The organism is Paenarthrobacter nitroguajacolicus (genome assembly GCF_029952445.1).
Classification (GTDB): Bacteria; Actinomycetota; Actinomycetes; order Actinomycetales; family Micrococcaceae; genus Arthrobacter; species Arthrobacter nitroguajacolicus_B.
In genome coordinates this window covers 103,631-123,573 of sequence record NZ_JAQPPK010000016.1, presented here as the reverse complement: position 1 = coordinate 123,573, position 19,943 = coordinate 103,631, and the positions used below count along the sequence as shown (strand labels likewise).

21 protein-coding genes are annotated in these 19,943 nt (G+C 63.4%); 12 read left to right on the top strand and 9 right to left on the bottom strand.

Annotated elements, in window-relative coordinates:
- Positions 1-193: 193 nt before the first annotated feature.
- The gene (locus PJL15_RS13565; RefSeq protein WP_281451666.1) at positions 194-685 is read right to left on the bottom strand and encodes a flavin reductase family protein; all 492 of its coding nucleotides are present in this window, start codon (positions 683-685) and stop codon (positions 194-196) included.
- A 279-nt stretch (positions 686-964) separates the two neighbouring features.
- On the opposite strand from PJL15_RS13565, the gene PJL15_RS13560 reads away from it, so the two are divergent.
- The 5 genes from PJL15_RS13560 (at position 965) to PJL15_RS13540 (ending at position 5,514) form a co-directional block, all read left to right on the top strand.
- Positions 965-1,999 (top strand): aldo/keto reductase, encoded by a 1,035-nt coding sequence (locus PJL15_RS13560; RefSeq protein WP_281451668.1) that lies wholly within the window; start codon positions 965-967, stop codon positions 1,997-1,999.
- Between the two features lie 165 nt (positions 2,000-2,164).
- On the top strand, positions 2,165-3,268 hold the full coding sequence (locus PJL15_RS13555) for a sulfite oxidase (protein WP_281451665.1): 1,104 nt from the start codon (positions 2,165-2,167) through the stop codon (positions 3,266-3,268).
- 161 nt (positions 3,269-3,429) lie between these two features.
- A complete protein-coding gene (locus PJL15_RS13550; RefSeq protein ID WP_281451664.1) occupies positions 3,430-3,807 on the top strand; it encodes an RNA-binding S4 domain-containing protein in 378 nt (125 codons plus the stop codon).
- A 97-nt stretch (positions 3,808-3,904) separates the two neighbouring features.
- The gene (locus tag PJL15_RS13545) at positions 3,905-4,573 is read left to right on the top strand and encodes a DUF6318 family protein (RefSeq protein WP_281451663.1); all 669 of its coding nucleotides are present in this window, start codon (positions 3,905-3,907) and stop codon (positions 4,571-4,573) included.
- A 320-nt stretch (positions 4,574-4,893) separates the two neighbouring features.
- Positions 4,894-5,514, top strand: a complete 621-nt coding sequence (locus PJL15_RS13540; RefSeq protein WP_281451662.1) for a hypothetical protein — start codon at positions 4,894-4,896, stop codon at positions 5,512-5,514.
- 338 nt (positions 5,515-5,852) lie between these two features.
- Here the strand turns inward: PJL15_RS13540 and PJL15_RS13535 are convergent, their stop codons facing one another.
- The 3 genes from PJL15_RS13535 to PJL15_RS13525 form a co-directional block, all read right to left on the bottom strand.
- Positions 5,853-6,344 (bottom strand): DUF3817 domain-containing protein, encoded by a 492-nt coding sequence (locus PJL15_RS13535; protein WP_281451661.1) that lies wholly within the window; start codon positions 6,342-6,344, stop codon positions 5,853-5,855.
- A 27-nt stretch (positions 6,345-6,371) separates the two neighbouring features.
- Complete coding sequence (locus PJL15_RS13530; RefSeq protein WP_281451660.1) at positions 6,372-6,992, bottom strand: hypothetical protein; 621 nt, start codon at positions 6,990-6,992, stop codon at positions 6,372-6,374.
- Between the two features lie 69 nt (positions 6,993-7,061).
- Positions 7,062-7,568 carry a hypothetical protein gene (locus PJL15_RS13525; RefSeq protein WP_281451659.1) on the bottom strand — a complete coding sequence of 169 codons (507 nt, stop codon included), beginning with the start codon at positions 7,566-7,568 and terminating at the stop codon, positions 7,062-7,064.
- Between the two features lie 93 nt (positions 7,569-7,661).
- On the opposite strand from PJL15_RS13525, the gene PJL15_RS13520 reads away from it, so the two are divergent.
- The 5 genes from PJL15_RS13520 (at position 7,662) to PJL15_RS13500 (ending at position 13,390) form a co-directional block, all read left to right on the top strand.
- On the top strand, positions 7,662-8,390 hold the full coding sequence (locus PJL15_RS13520; protein WP_281451658.1) for a FadR/GntR family transcriptional regulator: 729 nt from the start codon (positions 7,662-7,664) through the stop codon (positions 8,388-8,390).
- A gap of 23 nt (positions 8,391-8,413) precedes the next feature.
- Positions 8,414-9,448: an asparaginase gene (locus tag PJL15_RS13515; RefSeq protein ID WP_432443823.1), complete on the top strand. Its 1,035-nt coding sequence runs from the start codon at positions 8,414-8,416 to the stop codon at positions 9,446-9,448.
- Positions 9,449-9,461: 13 nt separating this feature from the next.
- The gene (gene aspA, locus PJL15_RS13510; RefSeq protein ID WP_281451656.1) at positions 9,462-10,877 is read left to right on the top strand and encodes an aspartate ammonia-lyase; all 1,416 of its coding nucleotides are present in this window, start codon (positions 9,462-9,464) and stop codon (positions 10,875-10,877) included.
- Between the two features lie 137 nt (positions 10,878-11,014).
- Entirely contained in the window at positions 11,015-12,523 is a 1,509-nt protein-coding gene (locus PJL15_RS13505) for an amino acid permease (RefSeq protein ID WP_281451655.1), read from the top strand.
- 195 nt (positions 12,524-12,718) lie between these two features.
- Complete coding sequence (locus PJL15_RS13500) at positions 12,719-13,390, top strand: FadR/GntR family transcriptional regulator (RefSeq protein WP_281451654.1); 672 nt, start codon at positions 12,719-12,721, stop codon at positions 13,388-13,390.
- On the opposite strand, the gene PJL15_RS13495 is transcribed toward PJL15_RS13500, so the two are convergent.
- Genes PJL15_RS13495 through PJL15_RS13475 form a run of 5 tightly spaced genes read right to left on the bottom strand, consistent with a single transcriptional unit; the run spans position 13,387 to position 18,105 of the window.
- A complete protein-coding gene (locus tag PJL15_RS13495) occupies positions 13,387-14,256 on the bottom strand; it encodes an amidohydrolase family protein (protein WP_281451653.1) in 870 nt (289 codons plus the stop codon). The genes PJL15_RS13500 and PJL15_RS13495 overlap by 4 nt on opposite strands.
- Positions 14,249-15,208 carry an aldo/keto reductase gene (locus PJL15_RS13490; RefSeq protein WP_281451652.1) on the bottom strand — a complete coding sequence of 320 codons (960 nt, stop codon included), beginning with the start codon at positions 15,206-15,208 and terminating at the stop codon, positions 14,249-14,251. The genes PJL15_RS13495 and PJL15_RS13490 overlap by 8 nt, the downstream gene beginning before the upstream one ends.
- A complete protein-coding gene (locus PJL15_RS13485) occupies positions 15,193-15,507 on the bottom strand; it encodes an L-rhamnose mutarotase (protein ID WP_281451651.1) in 315 nt (104 codons plus the stop codon). The genes PJL15_RS13490 and PJL15_RS13485 overlap by 16 nt, the downstream gene beginning before the upstream one ends.
- The gene (locus PJL15_RS13480; protein WP_281451650.1) at positions 15,500-16,804 is read right to left on the bottom strand and encodes an alpha-L-fucosidase; all 1,305 of its coding nucleotides are present in this window, start codon (positions 16,802-16,804) and stop codon (positions 15,500-15,502) included. Before PJL15_RS13480 ends, PJL15_RS13485 begins: the two co-directional genes overlap by 8 nt.
- A complete protein-coding gene (locus PJL15_RS13475; protein ID WP_281451649.1) occupies positions 16,801-18,105 on the bottom strand; it encodes an L-fuconate dehydratase in 1,305 nt (434 codons plus the stop codon). The genes PJL15_RS13480 and PJL15_RS13475 overlap by 4 nt, the downstream gene beginning before the upstream one ends.
- 139 nt (positions 18,106-18,244) lie before the next feature.
- Between PJL15_RS13475 and PJL15_RS13470 the strand changes: the two genes are divergently transcribed.
- Positions 18,245-19,171: a fumarylacetoacetate hydrolase family protein gene (locus PJL15_RS13470; protein ID WP_281451648.1), complete on the top strand. Its 927-nt coding sequence runs from the start codon at positions 18,245-18,247 to the stop codon at positions 19,169-19,171.
- Positions 19,172-19,174: 3 nt separating this feature from the next.
- Positions 19,175-19,936 (top strand): SDR family NAD(P)-dependent oxidoreductase, encoded by a 762-nt coding sequence (locus PJL15_RS13465; RefSeq protein WP_281451647.1) that lies wholly within the window; start codon positions 19,175-19,177, stop codon positions 19,934-19,936.
- Positions 19,937-19,943: the final 7 nt, after the last annotated feature.

Here is a 19,943-nt window from a genome sequence, read left to right as displayed (position 1 = left end):
CGGCAGCGTCAGATGTGTATAAGGGACCGCGCCAGCGCTGCGGGCAACTCCGCCACGGCGGGCGCCGGCACCGGCAAGAAACAGGGCCCTGGCCCTTCCACAAAAGGAAAGTCCCAGGGCCCCGCCCAAAAGGGATCGCTCAGCGGCGCTTCCCGCAACTCCTAGCGGGGACCAGCAGCACGAACGGCCGAAACTAGGCGGCCAATTGGCGGAACGCGGCGCCGTGGTAAATCAGTGGCTTTGACTCTACGTTCACGGTGGTTGCCTTGACCTCAAGAACCACGATCGCATGGTCCCCGGCAGGCGTTTCGGAAACTATCTCGCACTCGAAGCCCAGCACCGCGCCGTCGATCAACACTGCGCCGGAGTCGCTGACGCTGGTGTCGAGTCCAGCGAATCGGTCCCGGGTTTTCGACGCAAGCTGCAGCGCGTGGGCCTCCTGTCCTTCAGCGAGTACCGAAACGCCAAGTCGCTGTGCCTGGCGCAGCTTGGGCCAGGTTGTGGAGGAGTTTTGTACCGCGAACATGACCAGCGGAGGTTCCAACGAAACGCCCACGGTAAAGGACGACGCCACCAATGCTTCCGGGGTGAAATCCACCATCGCACTGAAGGCTGCGACTCCCGACGGGAACTGCGCAAAAGCCGCCTTGATAGCCGCCGTTTCTTCCACTGTGGTCTGTGTCATCCCGCTGTCCCTTTCGTGCGTTTCCTGAGTTCCTTTCCCATAATTCACCCGCTTGGAAGAACGGCAATATTTGTTGATCCGCAAGACATTTGTGTTGCTGCGTGTCAAGAAATGTCGCGAAGTGTGGCCCCGTCCATTACTCCACAAGACGAAAAACGAAGAAGTTCTACCCTTTGCGTTTATGCCCCTCCCGGCCGTGTGTAGCCTCGATTGAACATCCCGTCCATGGCCGATACACCCGGCTCGGACGCCAGCACTATCCCTCCACAGGAAGCCGACATGAGCCTCAACGAGCTACGAACGCTTGGACGCACTGGCGCCCTGATCAGCCCGCTCACCCTGGGCACCCTGAACTTCGGCACCGGCGCCGCGCCCACTGGCCCCGCGGAAAGCATCCGGATCATCAAAGCCGCCCTCGACGCCGGCATCACCAGCATCGACACCGCGGACATCTACTCCCAAGGGGAAGCCGAGACCGTGGTGGGCCAAGCCATCCACAGCCGGCGCGACGACGTCTTCCTCGCCACCAAATTCCACGGACAAATGGGATCCAACCCGGCACATGCCGGCAACTCCCGGCGCTGGATTGTCCGGGCAGTCGAGGACAGCCTGAAGCGTTTGAACACGGACAGGATCGACCTCTACCAGGCCCACCGCCCGGACTACAACACTGATCTGCTGGAGACCATCACCACCCTGAACGACCTCATCCGCCAGGGCAAGATCCTCTACTACGGCACGTCCGTGTTCAGCCCCGCCCAGCTTGTGGAAGCCCAGTGGATTGCCAACACCAACCATCTGACCCCGCCGGTGGTGGATCAGGTTCCCTATTCGCTCCTGGTGCGCGCCAACGAACGGGACGTTTTCCCCATCACCCAGCAGTACGGCGTCGGGGTTTTGAGCTACGGACCGCTCGACGGCGGCTGGCTCGCCGGCGGTTACCGGTTGGGGGCCGGGCAGCCCGAGAGTTCGCGGTTCTCCGCACTTCCTGGCCGCTTTGACGTCACGGCCCCGTTCAACCAAGGCAAGCTGCACGCGGCCGACGCCCTTGCCCAGCTCGCTGCGAGGCACGGTTTGACGCTGATCCAGTTGGCTGTCGCCTTTGCCTTGAACCACCCCGCCGTGACCAGCGTGATCATCGGACCCCGCACCGAGGACCACCTCACCGATTACTTGAAGGCCGCAGATGTGGTGCTCAGCGAAGCCGTCCTCGACGAAATCGATGACATAGTGGCCCCGGCCGTCAACTTCCTCGAGCGCGACGCCGGCACCGTAGCCCCGCACCTTGAGTACCCGGAATTACGACGCCGGTGACCGTTCCCGCCGTTGTGGGGCCGGCTTTGCGCCTTGCGCGCGTCCGATAGAGCGCAGGGCAGGCCACACAGCGAGCTATTGACGGGCTTAGGCCACCGCGTGATCCTTGACCTAAGTGCTGCGGCACTCCGCAGCGTTTAGCTTCGAGTAGAACGCCGCCGTCCCATGCCCAAGAACCACGTTCAACAAACAGCTGCAAAAGCCGCCATTCCCGGGCAGCCGACCGAGGGTCCCCTGACCCACGAAGAGTTGCAACTCTCCGGGCGGAACCACTCGATGCCCCTGGAAGCGTTGCACGACGACATCACCCCGGCCGGGCTGCATTACCTGCTCATCCATTTCGACATCCCACATGTTGCGGCTGACTCCTGGCGCCTGCGTTTGGGAGGTTCGGTCAACCACAGCCTGGAGCTGAGCCTGGAGGACATCAAGGCACGGCCGGCCGTCACCTTGCCCGTCACGCTTGAATGCGCGGGCAACGGACGTTCGCTCCTTCAACCGCGGCCACTGAGCCAGCCATGGGTGCTCGGTGCCGTGGGCACGGCCGAGTGGACCGGGACCCCTCTGGCACCCTTGCTGGAGGAGGCAGGGCTGGCGCGCGACGCCGTCGAACTTGTTTTCACCGGTGCCGACAACGGTATTCAAGGCGGGACCGAAGAGCCATACGCCCGCAGTCTTTCGATCGCTGAAGCAATGCGTCCCGAAGTCATGTTGGCCTACGCGATGAATGGCAATCCGTTGCCGTTGCAGCACGGATTCCCCTTGAGGCTGCTGGTCCCGGGTTGGTACGGCATGGCGAGCGTGAAGTGGTTGACGTCGATCGAGGCCGTGACGTCGAGGTTCATGGGGTACCAACAAGCCGTGGCGTATCACTACCTGCAGGGCCCCGACGGTCCGGGCCTGCCCGTCAGCCATATCCGAGTCCGCTCGCTGATGGTGCCGCCGGGGATTCCGGACTTCTACACTCGGCGGCGCGTTGTGGATGCGGGCCCGGTGATGCTGCACGGGCGGGCGTGGTCCGGTCACGGCGAAGTGGAGCGGGTGGAGGTGGGGATCGACGGCGAGTGGATGCCCGCACACGTTGATGCTCCTTTGGGCGATTTTGCGTGGCGCTCCTGGTCCATGGTGTGGGTGGCCAGTCCGGGCGAGCATGTACTGAGGTGCCGGGCGATGGATACCTCGGGCGCGCTGCAACCTACAGAGCAGGTGTGGAACTACCAGGGCCTCGGGAACAACATGGCGCAGCGGGTTGAGGTGACGGTTCGGTAGGTTGGTCAGGCTGGGGGCGCTCCGTGGGCTCCGTGGTCTGAGTACGCTCCGTGGGCTGAGTGCGCTGGAACACTGCGAGTAGGCCGGAACGTTCCGGCGAACTCGATGTGTTTCCCGCGTCCTCGCAGCGAACTTGCCGCCCCGTTAGACTCGTTCCAATCATGAGTATTCCGTCTTCATCCCCAGCGAACGTTCGCGTTGACGCCTGGTTGTGGGCTATCCGCGCCTACAAGACGCGCTCCGCAGCCACTGCCGCCTGCCGCGCCGGGCATATCCGCATCAACGGCAACCCGGTCAAGGCCTCGCAAAGCGTGATCATCGGCGACACCATCCGCGTTCGGGAGTCCGGCTGGGAACGGATCATTGAAGTCCGGCGGCTCATCGCCAAACGAGTCGGCGCTGAGGCTGCCTCACACTGCTTCACCGACCACACTCCCCCGCGCCCCGTCGCCCCCAAGCTGGGCCTTCCCCAGCGCGACCGCGGAGCTGGCCGCCCCACCAAGAAGGACCGTAGGGACATGGAGAAGCTCCGGGGGTAGGTGGTTATCCACAGGCCCACCATTCTGACGTGAATCCTCTCCCGCCCGCTGCTTAGACTGGCCGCCACACCGTCGAACAGCTGTTGGGGAGCTTGCCATGCCACGTCTTGCACATGCCTTTTTGTCGTCTGTACGTGTGCGGGCAACGGTCCTCTTGGTTGGGTCCGCAGTGCTTCTCAGTGGTTGCCAGGGCGGGTCTGGTCCCAGCGCGACGCCTTCGGGTACAAGCACGACGACGGCGTCGCCCACCTCAGGCGAGTCTGACACCCCCGTTCCGGCTACTTCGGGCACACCCGGTGTCTACAAGCCTGCCGATGCGAATGGCAAGGCCCAAAACGTGCCGGTTCCCGTAATGCCGGAACTCGCGAAGGAGAACTCGAAGGCGGGGCTGGAGGCGTTTATTGGGTACTGGTTTCAGGAACTCAGTTATGCGTATGAAACAGGAGAGACTTCAAGGGCAAGAGATCTCTCCCGCAATACGTGCATTCTCTGCACCGACCTGTTGTCGGGAGTCGCTACCAATTACTCGGATGGTCGGTGGCTGATCGGCGGGCAGTACCGGACTCCAAAAATCGAAATACTTTGGGGTCCGTCCAACTCAGTCCAGTCAGCAAAAGTTCAAGTTTTGCAGCAGCAGATCCTCTACATGAATGCGGATGGCTCGGCTGGTCGGGAGCCCACTGCGGAAACAAACGACGCGGCTGCATTCTTTGGAGTATTTGCCAATGGAACTTGGTCTGTAAGTGACCTCGGGGTTATTCGGTGATGATCGCCGTGGTGAACCGCACCGCATTCGTAGGTGCCTTACTCAGTGTTGCAACGGCTCTTCCAGTACTGCTTCCGGGGGCAAACACTTCGCCTAATCCAGGGACTGGCTTCACTGACCGTTCAATTGCCGTCGGGGCCGAGTTTACAATCGACGCCGTCACAGGCATTCCTTCCACGAAGCTCGGCAATGAGCCCGCCACCACGGAGGATCCCTATCAATACAAGCCCGACACCTTTTGTCGCGCCGGCGGTGGGGGTTTGGGCTGCCAGGGGCTTGAATGCCCGCCGACAACACCGGGTGGAGAGCAAGGCACACCCGTGATCTGGAAAAGAGCGCCGAAAGCTATCGAGAATCCAGACTGGACTGACTATCGGGGAATCACTGGCCCGGTTTGCCTATACGGGGCGGAACCGGAGAACGTCCTCGCCGACATCGCTGCCCGGATCCTCACCGATTTCCGGCAACTCCCCATCAACCCAGGAACCCTCGAAGCCCAACCCTTCCCCCACACCCTCAAAGGCGCACCCACAAACTTCTACACCAGCACAACGGCACAAACCTTTGACGTCACCATCCTCGGCCAAGCAGTCCACCTCACAGCCACCCCGACCAGCTACACCTACACCTACGGCGACGGCACCGCCCTCGGACCCACACCCACCACCGGCTACCCCATCCCCCAAACCGAATGGCTCACCACCCAAACCCGCACCAGCCACAGCTACACCGAAACAGGCAACTACCCAGCCACCGCCACCACCAACTTCACCGGCACCTACTCCGTCAACAACGGCCCACCCCTACCCATCAACGGAACCCTGAACCTCACCACCTCGCCAATCACCATCCACGTCTGGAAAACAGAACGAGCCCTCGTCGCCGACACCTGCCAACAAAACCCCAACTCCTGGGGCTGCCCCGGCACTGAACCCAAGTAGAGTCCCGAGGCACCGCAGCTTCCTGACCCGGTTTAAACCCGAAACAGCTCGAAACCACCGGAAAATCACGCCATCCGACCTCAAACAAGGTCATAACGCCACACGAGGCCCAGCCCGAACTACCTCCAGGCCACCGACGCTGACTCCCTTGAAAAATCGAAACGGGCTGCCACCACCCACTTTGACCACCAACCCCACACGACAAACCCCAACAACGGCGCGCCAGAACCCAACCAGTGTTCAAAGTAAGTCGCAGCGGCACGCGCAGAGGCGAGAACAAGGGTGTTAAAGCAAGAAAGCACCAGTTCCGAAGAACCGATGCTTCCGCAGTCGAAGCCTTAGGAGAACCAAGTCCCTGGAGGGCCCATGAGCAGCAGGAAACTGAACACGGCGCCCACGGCAACCAGAGTCACCACGACGGCGAGGATCGGATTACGAAGGACCCACGCCTGGGCTTTTTCAAGGAATCCCCGCGGTTTCTCACCCCCGGCGGCCAAACGCCATCCGCCGGCAAGGAGGCCCCGGCGATCCAGCGACTTCTCCATGGGAATGGTGGCATACGGAATCACAGCGGAGCAGATGGCAAGGAGACCCGTGCGCACTGTCCACCTCTGGTTGATCCAGGTGAACGCAGCAGTAGCGGCGTAGCAAAGGAAGACGAACCCGTGGATACCTCCGGCGATGCTCACGCCCAGGTCAGTGGTCTGCGTGACGTATTTAAGAAACAGCCCGATCAGCAACAGCGTCCACGTTACGGCCTCGGCAAAAGCGACGGTACGGAACAAGGCGCGGGGTTGCATGGGAGTCCTCAGGTTGTAAGCGGGAGACATATCCAACTTACCGCGACAGGCGAGCGCCTAAGAATCACCGCCAACCAGGGCCTCCCGGTGACGGATCCGCGAATCGCCGAATTCCAGGGCCACAGGCGCAATCTCCACGGGCGGTTCGTGCCGCGATCTGGCCTTCCCCACGGCGATATGCGGTAACCATCGCGGTGACCTGTAGCCCAGTGCCGGTGAGCCAAGAATGAAGTCGTCGATGTTGTCGAGCCCCAGATCGTCAAAGAGCACGTGCAAACCCTGCACCAGGAGGGCCTGGTAGTCGTGAACCTCTTGGGGAACGTCCACTTCGAGCCCCATCAGCCGCCCGCCGCCCAACGGGACCAGCTTGTCCGACTTGCCCAGAAATCCCTGCAAAACAGGCAGCTCCGTCAACCAGCTGCTGATTTCGGGAAGCACCTTCCCGGGCGTTGCCAGTCCCTTGGTCCACGCCACAATGTCCGCCGCAAGCTCGTCCAGGATCCCCACGTGAAGCAGCGTCATGTGCAGCCCCTGGGGTTTGCGCAGGGAATCAACGAATCGGTTGAGGCCTTCGTAGTCGGAGACCCCAGCCCCAACGCGGAGAACCGGCACCTCGACGGTGACGCGCGGCTTATCGGCTTTGCTTGAAATGGGGCGACTGGCCGTCATGGTCGCCATTATCCGCCGATCGCCTCCGCAGCGGGAGGCCGACGGCGGAACCCGCCTGCCGCCGTCGTCCGCCTTGGGCTATTTCCTGGGACGCGCCTGGACCAGGTTGGCGTACGGGAGGCGGCCATGAGCAGCCACAAAAGAGGCGTGATAGGCGGCTTCGGCAGCGTTCAGTTCGGAAGGGGGCAGTTCCTTCCAGGCGATGGTCAGGTCCATGGCGTCCCGCAGCTGCCATATGAGGCGCGCGTCCCACACCACTGTTGGTCGACCCCGGCCGTAATCCAAAAACTCCTGGATCTGTTTGCGCAGGCCACGGTTGCCCTGGCTGCCGGCACTGGCTTTGCCGATGTACAGCACGGAAGCGTCGCCAACCCATTCGGCTTCAAGTGCTTCACGTTTGAGTGAAGGGTCTTTCTTTTTGAAGGTTCCGGCCGTGCTCTTGCTCAGAAATACAGGCTCAAAGTCACCCCGCCGCAGGATCACGAACACGCCCGGACCTTGGGGTATCCGCATGGGATCGAGTTCGTCGAGTGGCCGGAATCCGGTGAAACCGTCCTCGGTGAGGGACTTTTTGGAGAAGTGCATGATCCATTGTGGTGATCCCACTACCAGTCCCCAAACCGTGAAGCAAGCCTTTCAGCGTTGACAGCCTCTTGTGACCCGTGCCATATTCGAAGCGTGAACCTGTCAGACAGCCGGACAGCCGGACAGCAAGAGCCCCAGAGCGGCCACTCTGCGCATATGCCCATCTCGCGCATTTCCGCAGCTGAGGCCGTCTTTGCTGCGCTGCGGCGCGCCATCGAGGGCGGACAGTTCGATATCGGCACCAAGCTGAGTTCCGAAGCGACCCTTGCTGCCCAGTACGGCGTAAGCCGCTCGGTCATTCGGGAAGCACTGAGATCGTGCAACACATTGGGCCTCACTGTCACCAAGACCGGCAAGGGAACGTTCATTGTGGCCAACAAGGTTGCTAACGACCTTACCTTGGGTCAGTACAGCGCACGCGATCTTAACGAAGCGCGTCCTCACATCGAAATTCCGGCTGCTGGACTCGCGGCTGAGAGAAGGACCGAAGAGGAGCTAGAGCACCTGAAGGACATCATCCAGGAAATGCTCAACGAGAACGATCCCGAAGCCTGGGTGAACCTGGACGCCAGCTTCCATTCGGCCGTGGCGCGCGCCAGTGGAAACCGTGTGTTCGCGAGCGTAGTCTCAGATATCCGCGAAGCCCTGGCCCACCAGTCCGAAACCCTGAACCTCGTCGCCGATCGGCAACACCGCTCGGACGATGAACACGTCGCCATCCTCGATGCGATTGAAGCAGGCGACTCCGAAGCCGCAAGCAAAGCGATGGCCGCCCACCTGCAGGCCGTCAGCGTGGCACTGGACACAATCCTCAGCAAATGACACACCCTAAGGAAACTGCCACCATGCCCGCCCCCAAAGCACCGGCACACGAAGCCCAGGTTGCCCAAGCCGCCCACGAAGCACCGGCACACGAAGCAACAGCCCCCAACCACGTCCCGCTCGTCGAAGTAACCCGCGACGGACTCGTGGAGAGCGTCCACTACGGCTCGCTGATCGCGCTTGCCGCGGACGGCAGCAGCGTCATCGAGGCCGGCCAGCCGGACGCCCCCATGTACCCGCGCTCAAGCCTGAAGCCGCTGCAAGCCGTCGCACTGCTCAAGGCCGGGCTCGACATCCCCGAGAACCTCCTCGCACTCACGGCCGCCAGCCACTCCGGCGCAAAGATGCACCGCGACGGCGCCGCTGAAATCCTGAAGCTCCATGGCCTCACGGAAGCAGCCTTGGCGAACAGCACCGACCTTCCCTACGGCGTCGCAGAACGCGAAGAATGGCTCCGCCAGGGCAACGGCCCCACCCACATCGCGCAGAACTGCTCGGGGAAGCATGCCTCCATGACCGCCGTCTGCGTCATCAACGGCTGGCCTGTGGAGGGCTATTTGCACCCGGAGCACCCGCTGCAGGTCCTGGTCCGCGACACCATCACCGAATTGACCGGCGAGGAAGCAGCCGCCGTCAGCACGGACGGGTGCGGCACCCCGCTGTTCGCCCACTCGCTGCATGGCATGGCCCGCGCTTATGGCCGCCTTGCCGCGGCCGAACAGGACACCCGGGAGGGCAAGGTTGCCCACGCGATGCGCCGCTTCCCGGACATGGTGGCCGGCGAAGGCCGCGACGTCACAGCCCTCATGCGGGCGGTCCCGGGCCTGCTCGCGAAGGATGGCTTCGAGGGACTCCAACTGGTCGGCCTTCCGGACGGCACCGGACTGGCGGTAAAGATTTCCGACGGCGGCGATCGCGCCCGCATGCCGGTCACCGTTGAGGTCCTCCGCAGTCTGGGTGTCGACGGCGGCAGCCTGGACACGCTTCAGAGCCCACCTGTGCTGGGTGGCGGCCTTCCGGTCGGTGAACTCCGTGCAGCCCGAATTTTCAGCAACTAAACCAAGGACAGCTATGACCACCGTCGATCAGGCGATCCCCCTCCGTACCGAACATGACCTGCTGGGCGATCGCGATGTACCCGCGGACGCCTACTGGGGAGTGCACACTCTCCGGGCCATCGAGAATTTCCCTATCACCGGGCAGCCGCTCTCCACCAACAAGCATCTGGTCCGCGGGCTGGCTGCCGTAAAGCAGGCCGCCGCCCGGACCAACCACGAGCTTGGCCTCTTGGACGCCGAGCGTGCGAACGCCATCGAACAGGCCTGCCAGGACATCATGGACGGCATGCTGCAAGAGCAGTTCATGGTGGACGTGATCCAGGGCGGCGCGGGAACCAGTTCCAACATGAACGCCAACGAGGTCATCGCCAACCGTGCGCTGGAAATCCTGGGGCACCCCAAGGGCGAATACTCCAAGCTGCACCCTAACGACCACGTGAACCTGAGCCAGTCCACCAACGACGTCTACCCGACGGCGGTGAACCTCGCCACGATCTTCTCCGTGAAGGAACTCCTGGAAGCCCTCGAGGAACTGGAAGTAGCTTTCGCCGAGAAGGGCCGGGAGTTCCGGACCGTGGTGAAGATGGGCAGGACGCAGTTGCAGGACGCGGTTCCCATGACCCTTGGCCAGGAGTTCGGCGGTTACGCCGTGACCATTGGCGAGGACCGTGCACGCCTGGACGAGTCCCACATGCTCATCCACGAGATCAACCTTGGCGCCACGGCCATCGGCACGGGCCTGAACGCCCCTGTCGGTTACGCAGAAGCTGCCTGCCGGCACTTGGCCGAAATTACCGGCCTTCCTTTGCTCACCGCCGCAGACCTCATTGAGGCCACCCAGGACGTGGGAGCTTTCGTACACCTTTCCGGTGTCCTGAAGCGCGTGGCAGTGAAGCTTTCCAAGATTTGCAACGACCTCCGCCTGCTGTCCTCCGGACCGCGCGCGGGATTGGGCGAGATCAACCTTCCGGCTGTCCAGTCCGGTTCGTCGATCATGCCCGGCAAGATCAATCCGGTGATCCCGGAAGTGGTCAGCCAGGTGGCTTACGAAGTCATCGGAAACGATGTCACCGTCACCATGGCCGCGGAGGCAGGCCAGCTCCAGCTCAATGCCTTCGAACCGATCATTGTGCACAGCCTGCACAAGAGCATCTCCCACCTGGAAGCAGCGTGCCGCACCCTTACGGCACGCTGCGTCCGGGGCATCACCGCAAATACCGAGCGGCTACGGCTTACCGTGGAGCAGTCGATCGGTCTCGTCACGGCATTGAACCCCCACATCGGTTACGCCTCCGCCACCGCTATCGCCCAGGAGGCGCTGGCAACGGGCAAGGGTGTGGCAGAACTCGTTCTCGAGCACGGTCTCCTGACCGCTGCACAGCTCGAAGATTTGCTCAGTCCAGAACGCCTGGCCAACCTGAGCAAATAAGCCCGGCCAAAAGCCCAGCGGCTTCAGTCAGCCGTCCCGCCCGATGAGGCATACCCAATCGAGGCGCTGTCTTGTGTGCCCGGACCCCCGCCGGCCGCACCCAGGACAACCCCAACAGGACACTCCTAAGGATTCCAATGACCAATCCCATCACCGACCACACGGTTCCGGCCCAAGCGCATGCCAGTGAGAAAGCCCTCCACAAAGAGGACTCCGGCTACCACAAGGACCTCAAGCCCCGACAGATCCAGATGATCGCGATCGGTGGCGCAATCGGCACCGGCCTGTTCCTCGGCGCAGGTGGCCGCCTCAACGCAGCTGGCCCTTCCCTGGTAATCGCGTACGCCGTCTGTGGCTTCTTCGCTTTCCTGATCCTCCGCGCACTGGGTGAACTGGTGCTCCACCGCCCGTCCTCGGGTTCGTTCGTCTCCTACGCCCGTGAGTTCTACGGCGAGAAGGCTGCTTTCGTCTCGGGCTGGTTCTACTGGATCAACTGGGCTACCACCACCATCGTGGACATCACAGCCGCGGCCCTCTACATGAACTTCTTCGGCAAATACATCCCCTGGATGGGCGCCGTTCCACAGTGGGCATGGGCCCTCATCGCACTGGTAGTGGTGCTGAGCCTGAACCTGGTTTCCGTGAAGGTCTTCGGTGAGATGGAGTTCTGGTTCGCGCTGGTCAAGGTTGCCGCCCTGGTGGCGTTCCTGCTGGTGGGCACCTACTTCGTCATCTTCGGCACTCCGGTGGATGGCCAGACAGTGGGCTTCAGCCTCCTCTCGGACAACGGCGGCGTGTTCCCCAACGGAATCCTGCCGATGATCATCCTCATGCAGGGTGTGCTGTTCGCCTACGCATCCATCGAGCTCGTTGGTACCGCAGCCGGCGAAACGCCCAACCCTGAGAAGATCATGCCCAAGGCGATCAACTCCGTGGTCTTCCGTATCGCAGTCTTCTACGTTGGCTCGGTCATCCTGCTCGCACTGCTGCTCCCGTACACCTCGTACCAGAAGGGCGTCAGCCCGTTCGTGACGTTCTTCGGCTCCATCGGCGTCCAGGGCGTAGACGTGATCATGAACCTCGTGGTCCTCACCGCGGCGCTGTCCTCCTTGAACGCCGGGCTCTACTCCACCGGCCGTATCCTCCGCTCCATGTCCGTGGCCGGCTCGGCTCCGAAGTTCGCACAGCGCATGAACAAGGCCGGTGTTCCCTACGGTGGCATCGCCATCACCGCCGGCGTTTCCCTGCTCGGTGTTCCGCTGAACTACCTGGTCCCGTCCGACGCCTTCGAAATCGTTCTGAACGTGGCTTCCGTGGGCATCATCGTCACCTGGGCAACCATTGTCCTGTGCCAGATGCAGCTCAAGCGTTGGTCCGACAAGGGCTGGGTGAAGCGCCCGTCCTTCCGCCTGTTCGGCGCCCCTTACACGGGATGGTTGTCGTTGGTCTTCCTCGCTGGCGTCCTGGTCATGGTGTTCATCGAATCACCGCTCACCATGTTGGTCACCGCGATCGCCTGCGCGCTCATGGTGTGGGGCTGGTTCCTGTGCCGCAAGCAGATCCACGAGCTTGCCGCCACACGCGATGGCTACACCGGCAGCGCCCCGGTGATCGCCAACCGCCCGCTTCCGGGCGGGGACAAGTAGCCAACCGCTGACTCACGACGGCGGCACCCGGGTTCCGTAACAGCGGAACCGTGGGTGCCGCCGTCGCCCGTTAACGCCCCCAACTGGGTAACAGCACCTGTCCCAATGACCCCTCACTAGAGCATGTGCTGTCACTTACTTGGGTGCGGACGCGGCGGAGGCAGACATCGGATCATTCGTGGCTACTATTGGTCCATGGCTGTCACAGATGAGGCGATCAGCAAGATCAAAGACATGCTGATCCGCGGCGAACTCAAGGCCGGGGATCGGCTTCCGCCGGAGAAGGAACTGAGCGAACGGCTCGGCCTTTCCAGGAGTTCGCTCCGTGAAGCCGTTAAGGCCCTGGAATTGATCCGCGTTCTGGACGTCCGCCGCGGCGACGGCACCTACGTAACCAGCCTTGACGCCAAATTGCTCAACGAGGCCGTGGCGTTCGTGGTGGATCTGCACCAGGACCGTTCCATCCTTGAACTGTTTGAGGTCAGACGAATCCTGGAACCTGCCACGGCCCATCTCGCGGCGGGCAAAATTACCCCGGACGGACTCACTGCCCTTCGCGCCACGATGGACGGAATAGACGAGACCACGGACGTCGAGGAACTCGTGGCGCACGACCTCGAATTCCACAGCATCATCACCGAGGCCGCAGGCAACGACTACCTGGGCAGCCTCTTGGAAGCACTGTCCAGCAGCACTGTGCGGGCGCGGATCTGGCGGGGCCTGACGCAGGAAAAGGCCGTGGCGCACACCCTGGCCGAACATCGTGCCATCGCGGACGCTTTGGAACGGGGCGACGCGGAACTGGTCCGGGCCCTGGTGACAGTGCACATCAGTGGCGTTGAGAACTGGCTGCGGCAGGCGCTTTAGGCGTCCACCAGCGGGTTGGCTGCCAGCCCGTAGGTGCGGATGGCTGTTCCTTCCAGGATCAAGTCCTGCTCCGTTGGACTCAGGGAGGACACCAGTTCCAGCAGTACGTCGAGGGTCCGGCCGTATGGCGCCCCGAGGGTACTGACGGGCCAGTCGCCGCCGATCATCAGGCGCGCTGCCCCGAAAGCCTCGAGCGCGGTCTCGAACAGCGGCCGAAGCGTCGCGCTGTTGTACGGCAAGTCGGCGACGCAGAGTCCGGAGAGCTTCGCCACCGCATTCGGTTCGCGGCCCAAGGCCATAAAATCAGCCCGCCACGATCCCATGACCGCTTGATCAGCCAACGGCGGCTTGCCCAGATGATCCAGCACCACTGTCAATTCCGGGAGTTCCCGGGCCAGCCGGACTGTCGCCCCCAGATGCCGCGGGAAGGCGTCCGGCACATCGAAGGTGAATCCGCGCCGGGCCACCGAGGCCAGCGATTCCCGGACAGAGGGTAGATCCAGGAAATCCTGGCGGGGATCGTTGTGTACCAAATGCCGCACGCCTTTGAACACGGGCTGCCCGGCGAAGCCCTCCAATTGGGCAACGGCTTCAGCCGGCGAATCCAGCTTGACCCAGCCCAAGACGCCCAGCACCCACGGGTTCCGCGAGGCCACAGCCAGCATGCTTTCGGTGTCCGCGACGGTGTCGTCGGCCTGGACCAGCACCGCTCCCCTGACACCTGCGGCGTCCAGGGTCTCACGCGCTTCCTCCTCGCCGAAACTGCGGAAGAGCACGCCATGCTGCGGGCCAAGCCAGGAGTAGGGCCGCTCCCCGCCGGTGACGAAAGTGTCCAAGGTCCACAGGTGCAGGTGCGAATCAATCACTGCCTAGTCCCTCCAACGCCGCCCACAGTTCCTCGGGGACTGGCTCTTCCATTCGCGCCACGTTGCTTGCCACCTGTTCAGGGGAAGTCGCCCCGGCTGTCACGTTCACTACGGCCGGATGCCGCAGCGGAAACTGGAGTGCCGCCGTCGGAAGTTCCACGCCAAAGTCGCGGCAAACGGCCGCAAGCCTTCGCGCCCGTGCCAGGACCTCCGGCGATGCCGGCGCGTAGTTGTAATGAGCGTTCTCGGAGACGTCGGACCGGGCCAGAAGTCCGGAGTTATAGGCGCCAACGCTTACGACGCCGGTGCGGCGCTGGCTGCAGCGTTCAAGCAGGGGAACGTCGGGCTGCTCCAGCAGGGTGTAGCGTCCGGCGAGCATCACAAGGTCAAGGTCGGCGGCTTCGATACACTCCAGGGCGGCTTCGGCAGAGTTCGTGCCAACGCCAATCGCCGAGACCAGGCCCTCGGACCGGAGCTTTTCAAGCACGGGCAACCCTTGGGTGATTCCGGCCTGAAGGTCATGGACGTCGGGATCGTGCAGGTAAACGATGTCCACGCGGCTAAGCCCAAGCCGCTCCAACGATTCCTCGATGCTGCGTCGGATGCCAGCTTCGGAGAAGTCCCAGACGCGCCGCGTTGTGGCCGGGACGTCGAAGCCCTCGGAGTCGCGCCCGCCGGCGGGGTTGGGCTCCAGCAAACGGCCAACCTTGGTGGAGATGACGAACTCATCACGCGGCTTGTCCCGCAGGACGGCGCCGAGTCTCTGCTCCGACAGGCCAAGGCCGTAGTGCGGCGCGGTGTCGAAGTATCGGACTCCTGTGTCCCAGGCGGCCAGCACCGTGGCAAGGGCTTCACCGTCCGGGATGGCGCGGTACAGGTTTCCGATCCCGGCCCCGCCGAAGCCGAGCCTGCCCAGCCTGTGGAGGTCGAGTGAGTTCACGGCAGTTCCCATACTTTCCCGATACCCGTATCCGTCCCGGAGTAATCGTCCTGGACGTCCAAAAGTTCAGCCATCCGGGCTTGCCACGGCACATTGGCTGGATGGTCGGCGAGCGCATGCCGCATCGCCTGGTAGTCGTCCACGTCCACTACATGGAAGAGGTCGAGTCCGCTGCGCCAGATCCGCCAGTTCCGAACGCCGGCTTCCTTCAGCGCGGACACGAGTTCCGGAGGGATGTGCGCGTGGGCGTCGGCGTACTCATCTTCCGTGCCCGGTTTGAGCCTGGTGTGCAGGGCGATGCTCTCAACCATGGCTGACCGTCGGTTCCACGGCGGGCTTGAGGAAGAGCTCCAGCACCGGGACTGCCGCGTCGGGCCTTTGCACCGGCAACTTGATGGTCAGTGTTCCCGGCGGCTGGCCTCCCGGGGTCATGTTCATGGCCTGCTGGTCCGCGTCCACCTCGAGAAGGAACACTTCCGACGCGTCATTGAGCAGCTGGGCGTATTCCACCTTCCCGGCCAGGCCAGGAAGGTGGACGTATTCAAAGGGCCAAGCGAACAGGTGAACATAAAGCCTGTCCCCGCGCTGGGTGTAGCGGACATCGGATGGCGCGGTGAACTGTGACACGCCGGCACCGTATATGGAGCGGGAGTGCAGTTCCATCCATTTCCCTATCCCCGCAAGCGACTCCAGCGCCCGCGGATCAATGGTGCCCCTGCCGGTGGGGCCTACGTTGAGCAGCAGGTTCCCGCCCTTGGAAACGCCGTCCACCAGCATCCGGATGAGCAGGTCCACTGACTTGTAGTTCTGATTGTCGCGGTCGTACCCCCAGCTGCCGTTCAGGGTCTGGCATGCCTCCCAGGTGACCGGTTCGCCGTCGAGCATCATGGGGCCGGCGGGCTGGTACTGCTCCGGCGTGGCAAAGTCGCCGGGGATGTCCAGGCGGTCGTTGACCACGATGCCCGGCTGCAGCTCCCTGACCATGGCCAGCAGCGCCTCCGAGTCCCAGTCCTTCCGTCCCTTGCCACCCCAGAACTCCGCGTGCCCCAGGCCTGCGTAGGAGAAGTCGAAGAACAGGTAATCGATGAGGCCGTAGTTGCTCAGGAGCTCACGCACCTGGCCGTGCAGGTACTCGCGGTAGCGGGCCATGTCGCGACCGGCGTTGAGGCTTTCGACGTCGACCGCGTTGCGTTGGGGGTGTACCCCGTCAATGGTGAAGTCGGGGTGGTGCCAGTCGACGAGTGAATGGTAGAAACCCACCTTCAGCCCCTCGGCGCGAAGTGCTTCTACATAAGGCTGGATGAGGTCCCTGCCTGCGGGGGTGTTGGTGGCCTTGTAGTCGGTCAGTGCAGAGTCCCACAGGCAGAAGCCGTCGTGGTGCTTGGTAGTGAGGACCACGTATCTCATGCCTGCCGCGCGGGCCGCGCGGGCCCATTCGCGGGGGTCGTACAAGTCAGGGTCGAAGCGGCGGAAGTACTTTGAATACTCCTCCGCGGTGATCTCTTCCCGGTTCATGACCCACTCGTGCCGCGCGGGCAGGGCGTAGATACCCCAGTGCACGAACATCCCGAGTCGGGCTTCCTCGAACCACGGAGCGTGCTGGATCACTGGGTTTCCTTCCATACCGGGCCGTCGGGAAAGCTGTACGCGGCCAGTGTTTCACGGAGCATTTCGTTTCCGGCACCAGGATTCGACGGCGGCCAGTACGCGCCGCCGTGCACCTCCACCGGTGTGGTGAAGTGTTCATGCAGATGGTCCACGAACTCAATGGTCCGGTCCTCTTTGGTCCCCGAGACAGCGACGAAGTCAAACATGGACAAATGCTGCACGGCCTCGCATAACCCCACCCCGCCGGCGTGCGGACACACGCGCACCCCGAACTTCGCGGCCAGGAGGAGGATCGCGATGTTCTCGTTCACTCCCGCCACCCGCGCCGCATCGATCTGCAGGACCTGGAGCGAGCCCGCCTGGAGCATTTGCTTGAACACCACCCGGTTCTGGACGTGCTCACCTGTTGCCACTGGAATGGGTGCCACTGCACGGGCGATGGCGGCGTGGCCCAGGATGTCATCCGGGCTGGTGGGCTCTTCGATCCAGGCGATGTCGAAGGGGGCAAGGTGGGCCATCCACTCGATGGCTTCCTGCACGTCCCAACGCTGGTTGGCATCCACGGCGATCCTGATATCCGGCCCCACCGCTGCCCGCGCCGCGCGCACCCGTCGGATGTCGTCCTCCAGGGACGCACCCACCTTCAACTTGATCTGCTCGAAGCCGTCAGCCACAGCTTCCTTCGCCAGCCGCGTCAGTTTCCCGTCGCTGTAACCCAACCAGCCCGGCGTCGTGGTGTACGCCGGGTAGCCTTCAGCGCGAAGGGCCACCTTCCGTTGCTCCCTTCCGGGTTCCGCGGCGCGGAGGATGGCCAGTGCTTCTTCCGGGGTGAGGGCGTCGGTGAGATAGCGGAAGTCCACCAGTGCCACGATTTCTTCCGGCGCCATGCCTGCGAGCAGCTCCCAGAGGGGCAGTCCGGCGCGCTTGGCTTTCAAGTCCCAAAGGGCGTTGACGACGGCACCGATGGCCATGTGCATGACGCCCTTTTCGGGTCCGAGCCAGCGGAGTTGGGAGTCGTGGGCAAGGAGTTTCCAGGTGGCTCCCATGTCATCCAGCAGAGCCTCAACGCCAGCGCCGAGGATGTGGCCGCGCAAAGCATCGATGGCGGCGGTTTCCACCTCGTTTCCACGGCCGATGGTGAAGACGAAGCCATGGCCTTCATGCCCGTCCCCGGCGTCGGTCCGGATGATCAGGTACGCGGCTGAGTAGTCCGGGTCCGGATTCATGGCGTCGGAACCATCCAGGTCCCGGGAAGTAGGAAAGCGGATATCGAATGTTTCGAGGGCGGTAATGATGCTCATGGGGCTCCTGGCTGCGTCGCTTTTCTTCGTTGAAGCTAAACATCGGATGTATGCCTTGTCAATGGGTCACATTTCCGTATTATGGGGGAAAACACCACACTAGAGCTCGGATGTTAGTCCCGAACGCACGGAGGAAGCCATGACCTTGAAATTCGCCAGGCTGGGGACGGCCGGAAACGAACAACCGGCCGTCATCGCCCAGGACGCACACGGCGTCGAAAAATACTTCAGCCTCGCCACCCTCACGCAGGACATCGACGGCGGATTCCTCGCCTCGGACGGCATCGAACGCACCCGTGCAGCCCTTGAGAACGGGGAACTCGCGGAAATTTCCGCCGAGGGGCTGCGTATCGGCGCGCCCGTCGCGCGTCCGGGCGCGGTGGTGGCCATCGGCCTGAACTACACCGCCCACGCCGCCGAATCCGGTGCGACGCCGCCCGAGGTTCCCGTCGTGTTCCTTAAGCCAAGTAACACCATCGCCGGCCCGTTCGACGCCGCTCCCATCCCGCCGTCGTCGGAAAAGTACGACTGGGAAGTGGAACTGGCCATCGTGATCGGCAAGGAAGCGTCATACCTTTCCTCAATGGAAGAGGCGGAAAACTGCATCGCTGGATACGCAGTGGCCAATGACCTCTCGGAACGCGACTACCAGATCCCCGGCGCCGCGGGTCAGTGGACCAAGGGCAAGACCCTTCCCGGCTCCACGCCCCTGGGCCCATGGCTGGTGCCCGCAGGCGACATCGACGCCGGCGACCTCCGCCTCCGGACGCTGGTCAACGGGGAAGCCCGGCAGGACTCCAGTACCTCGGACATGATCTTCGGCCCCGCTACGATCGTCCACCACCTCAGCCAGTACATGGTCCTGGAACCAGGCGATGTGATCATCACCGGCACTCCCGAGGGCGTTGCCCTGTCCGGCCGCTTCCCCTTTATCCAGCCCGGCGACGTGGTGGAACTGGAGATCGACGGATTGGGCCGCCAGCGCCAGGAGTTCTTCCGCGCCCAGGCCGGCGCAGCACAGGCCGGCTCAGCCCACGCGGCCCCTTTCGCCAGCACCAGCGCCTAAGCCGTGGCAACAAACGTGGCCAACGAATTCGAAGGACTCGCCGCGCTCGTGACAGGTGGTGCTTCGGGCATCGGCGCGGCCATCGCTGACCGTCTCGCCAACGGTGGCGCCCGGGTCGCCGTCCTTGACCTGAACCCGGAAGCCAGCCCGCACTTCGGTGTGCAGTGCAATGTGGCCGACGACGCCTCGGTGCGTGCCGCCGTCGAACGCGTTGCCGCCGAATTCGGACGCCTGGACATCGTGATCAACAACGCCGGCATCGGCGCACAAGGTGACATCACCGCGAACGACGACGACGAATGGTTGCGCGTCCTCAACGTCAACGTTGTGGGCATCGCCCGCGTCAGCCGCGCAGCCCTGCCGTACCTGCGCGAATCCCCGGCCGCTGCGATCGTGAACACCTGCTCCATCGCAGCAACAGCGGGCTTGCCGCAGCGCGCGCTCTATTCGGCGTCCAAGGGTGCGGTCCTCTCGCTGACGCTGGCCATGGCCGCCGACCACGTCCGTGAGGGAATCCGCGTGAACTGCGTCAATCCGGGCACCGTGGACACGCCCTGGGTGGGCCGCTTGCTGGACTCGGCCGCGGATCCTGCCGGCGAGCGCGCCGCCCTGAACGCCCGCCAGCCGCACGGCCGGATGGTGGACCCCGCTGAAGTAGCCGGCGCCGTCGCGTACTTGGCGAGTCCGCTGTCAGGTTCGACGTCGGGAACCTCGCTGGCGGTCGACGGCGGCATGCAGGGTCTGCGGCTGCGGCCGGTTCAGTAGGAGGTAC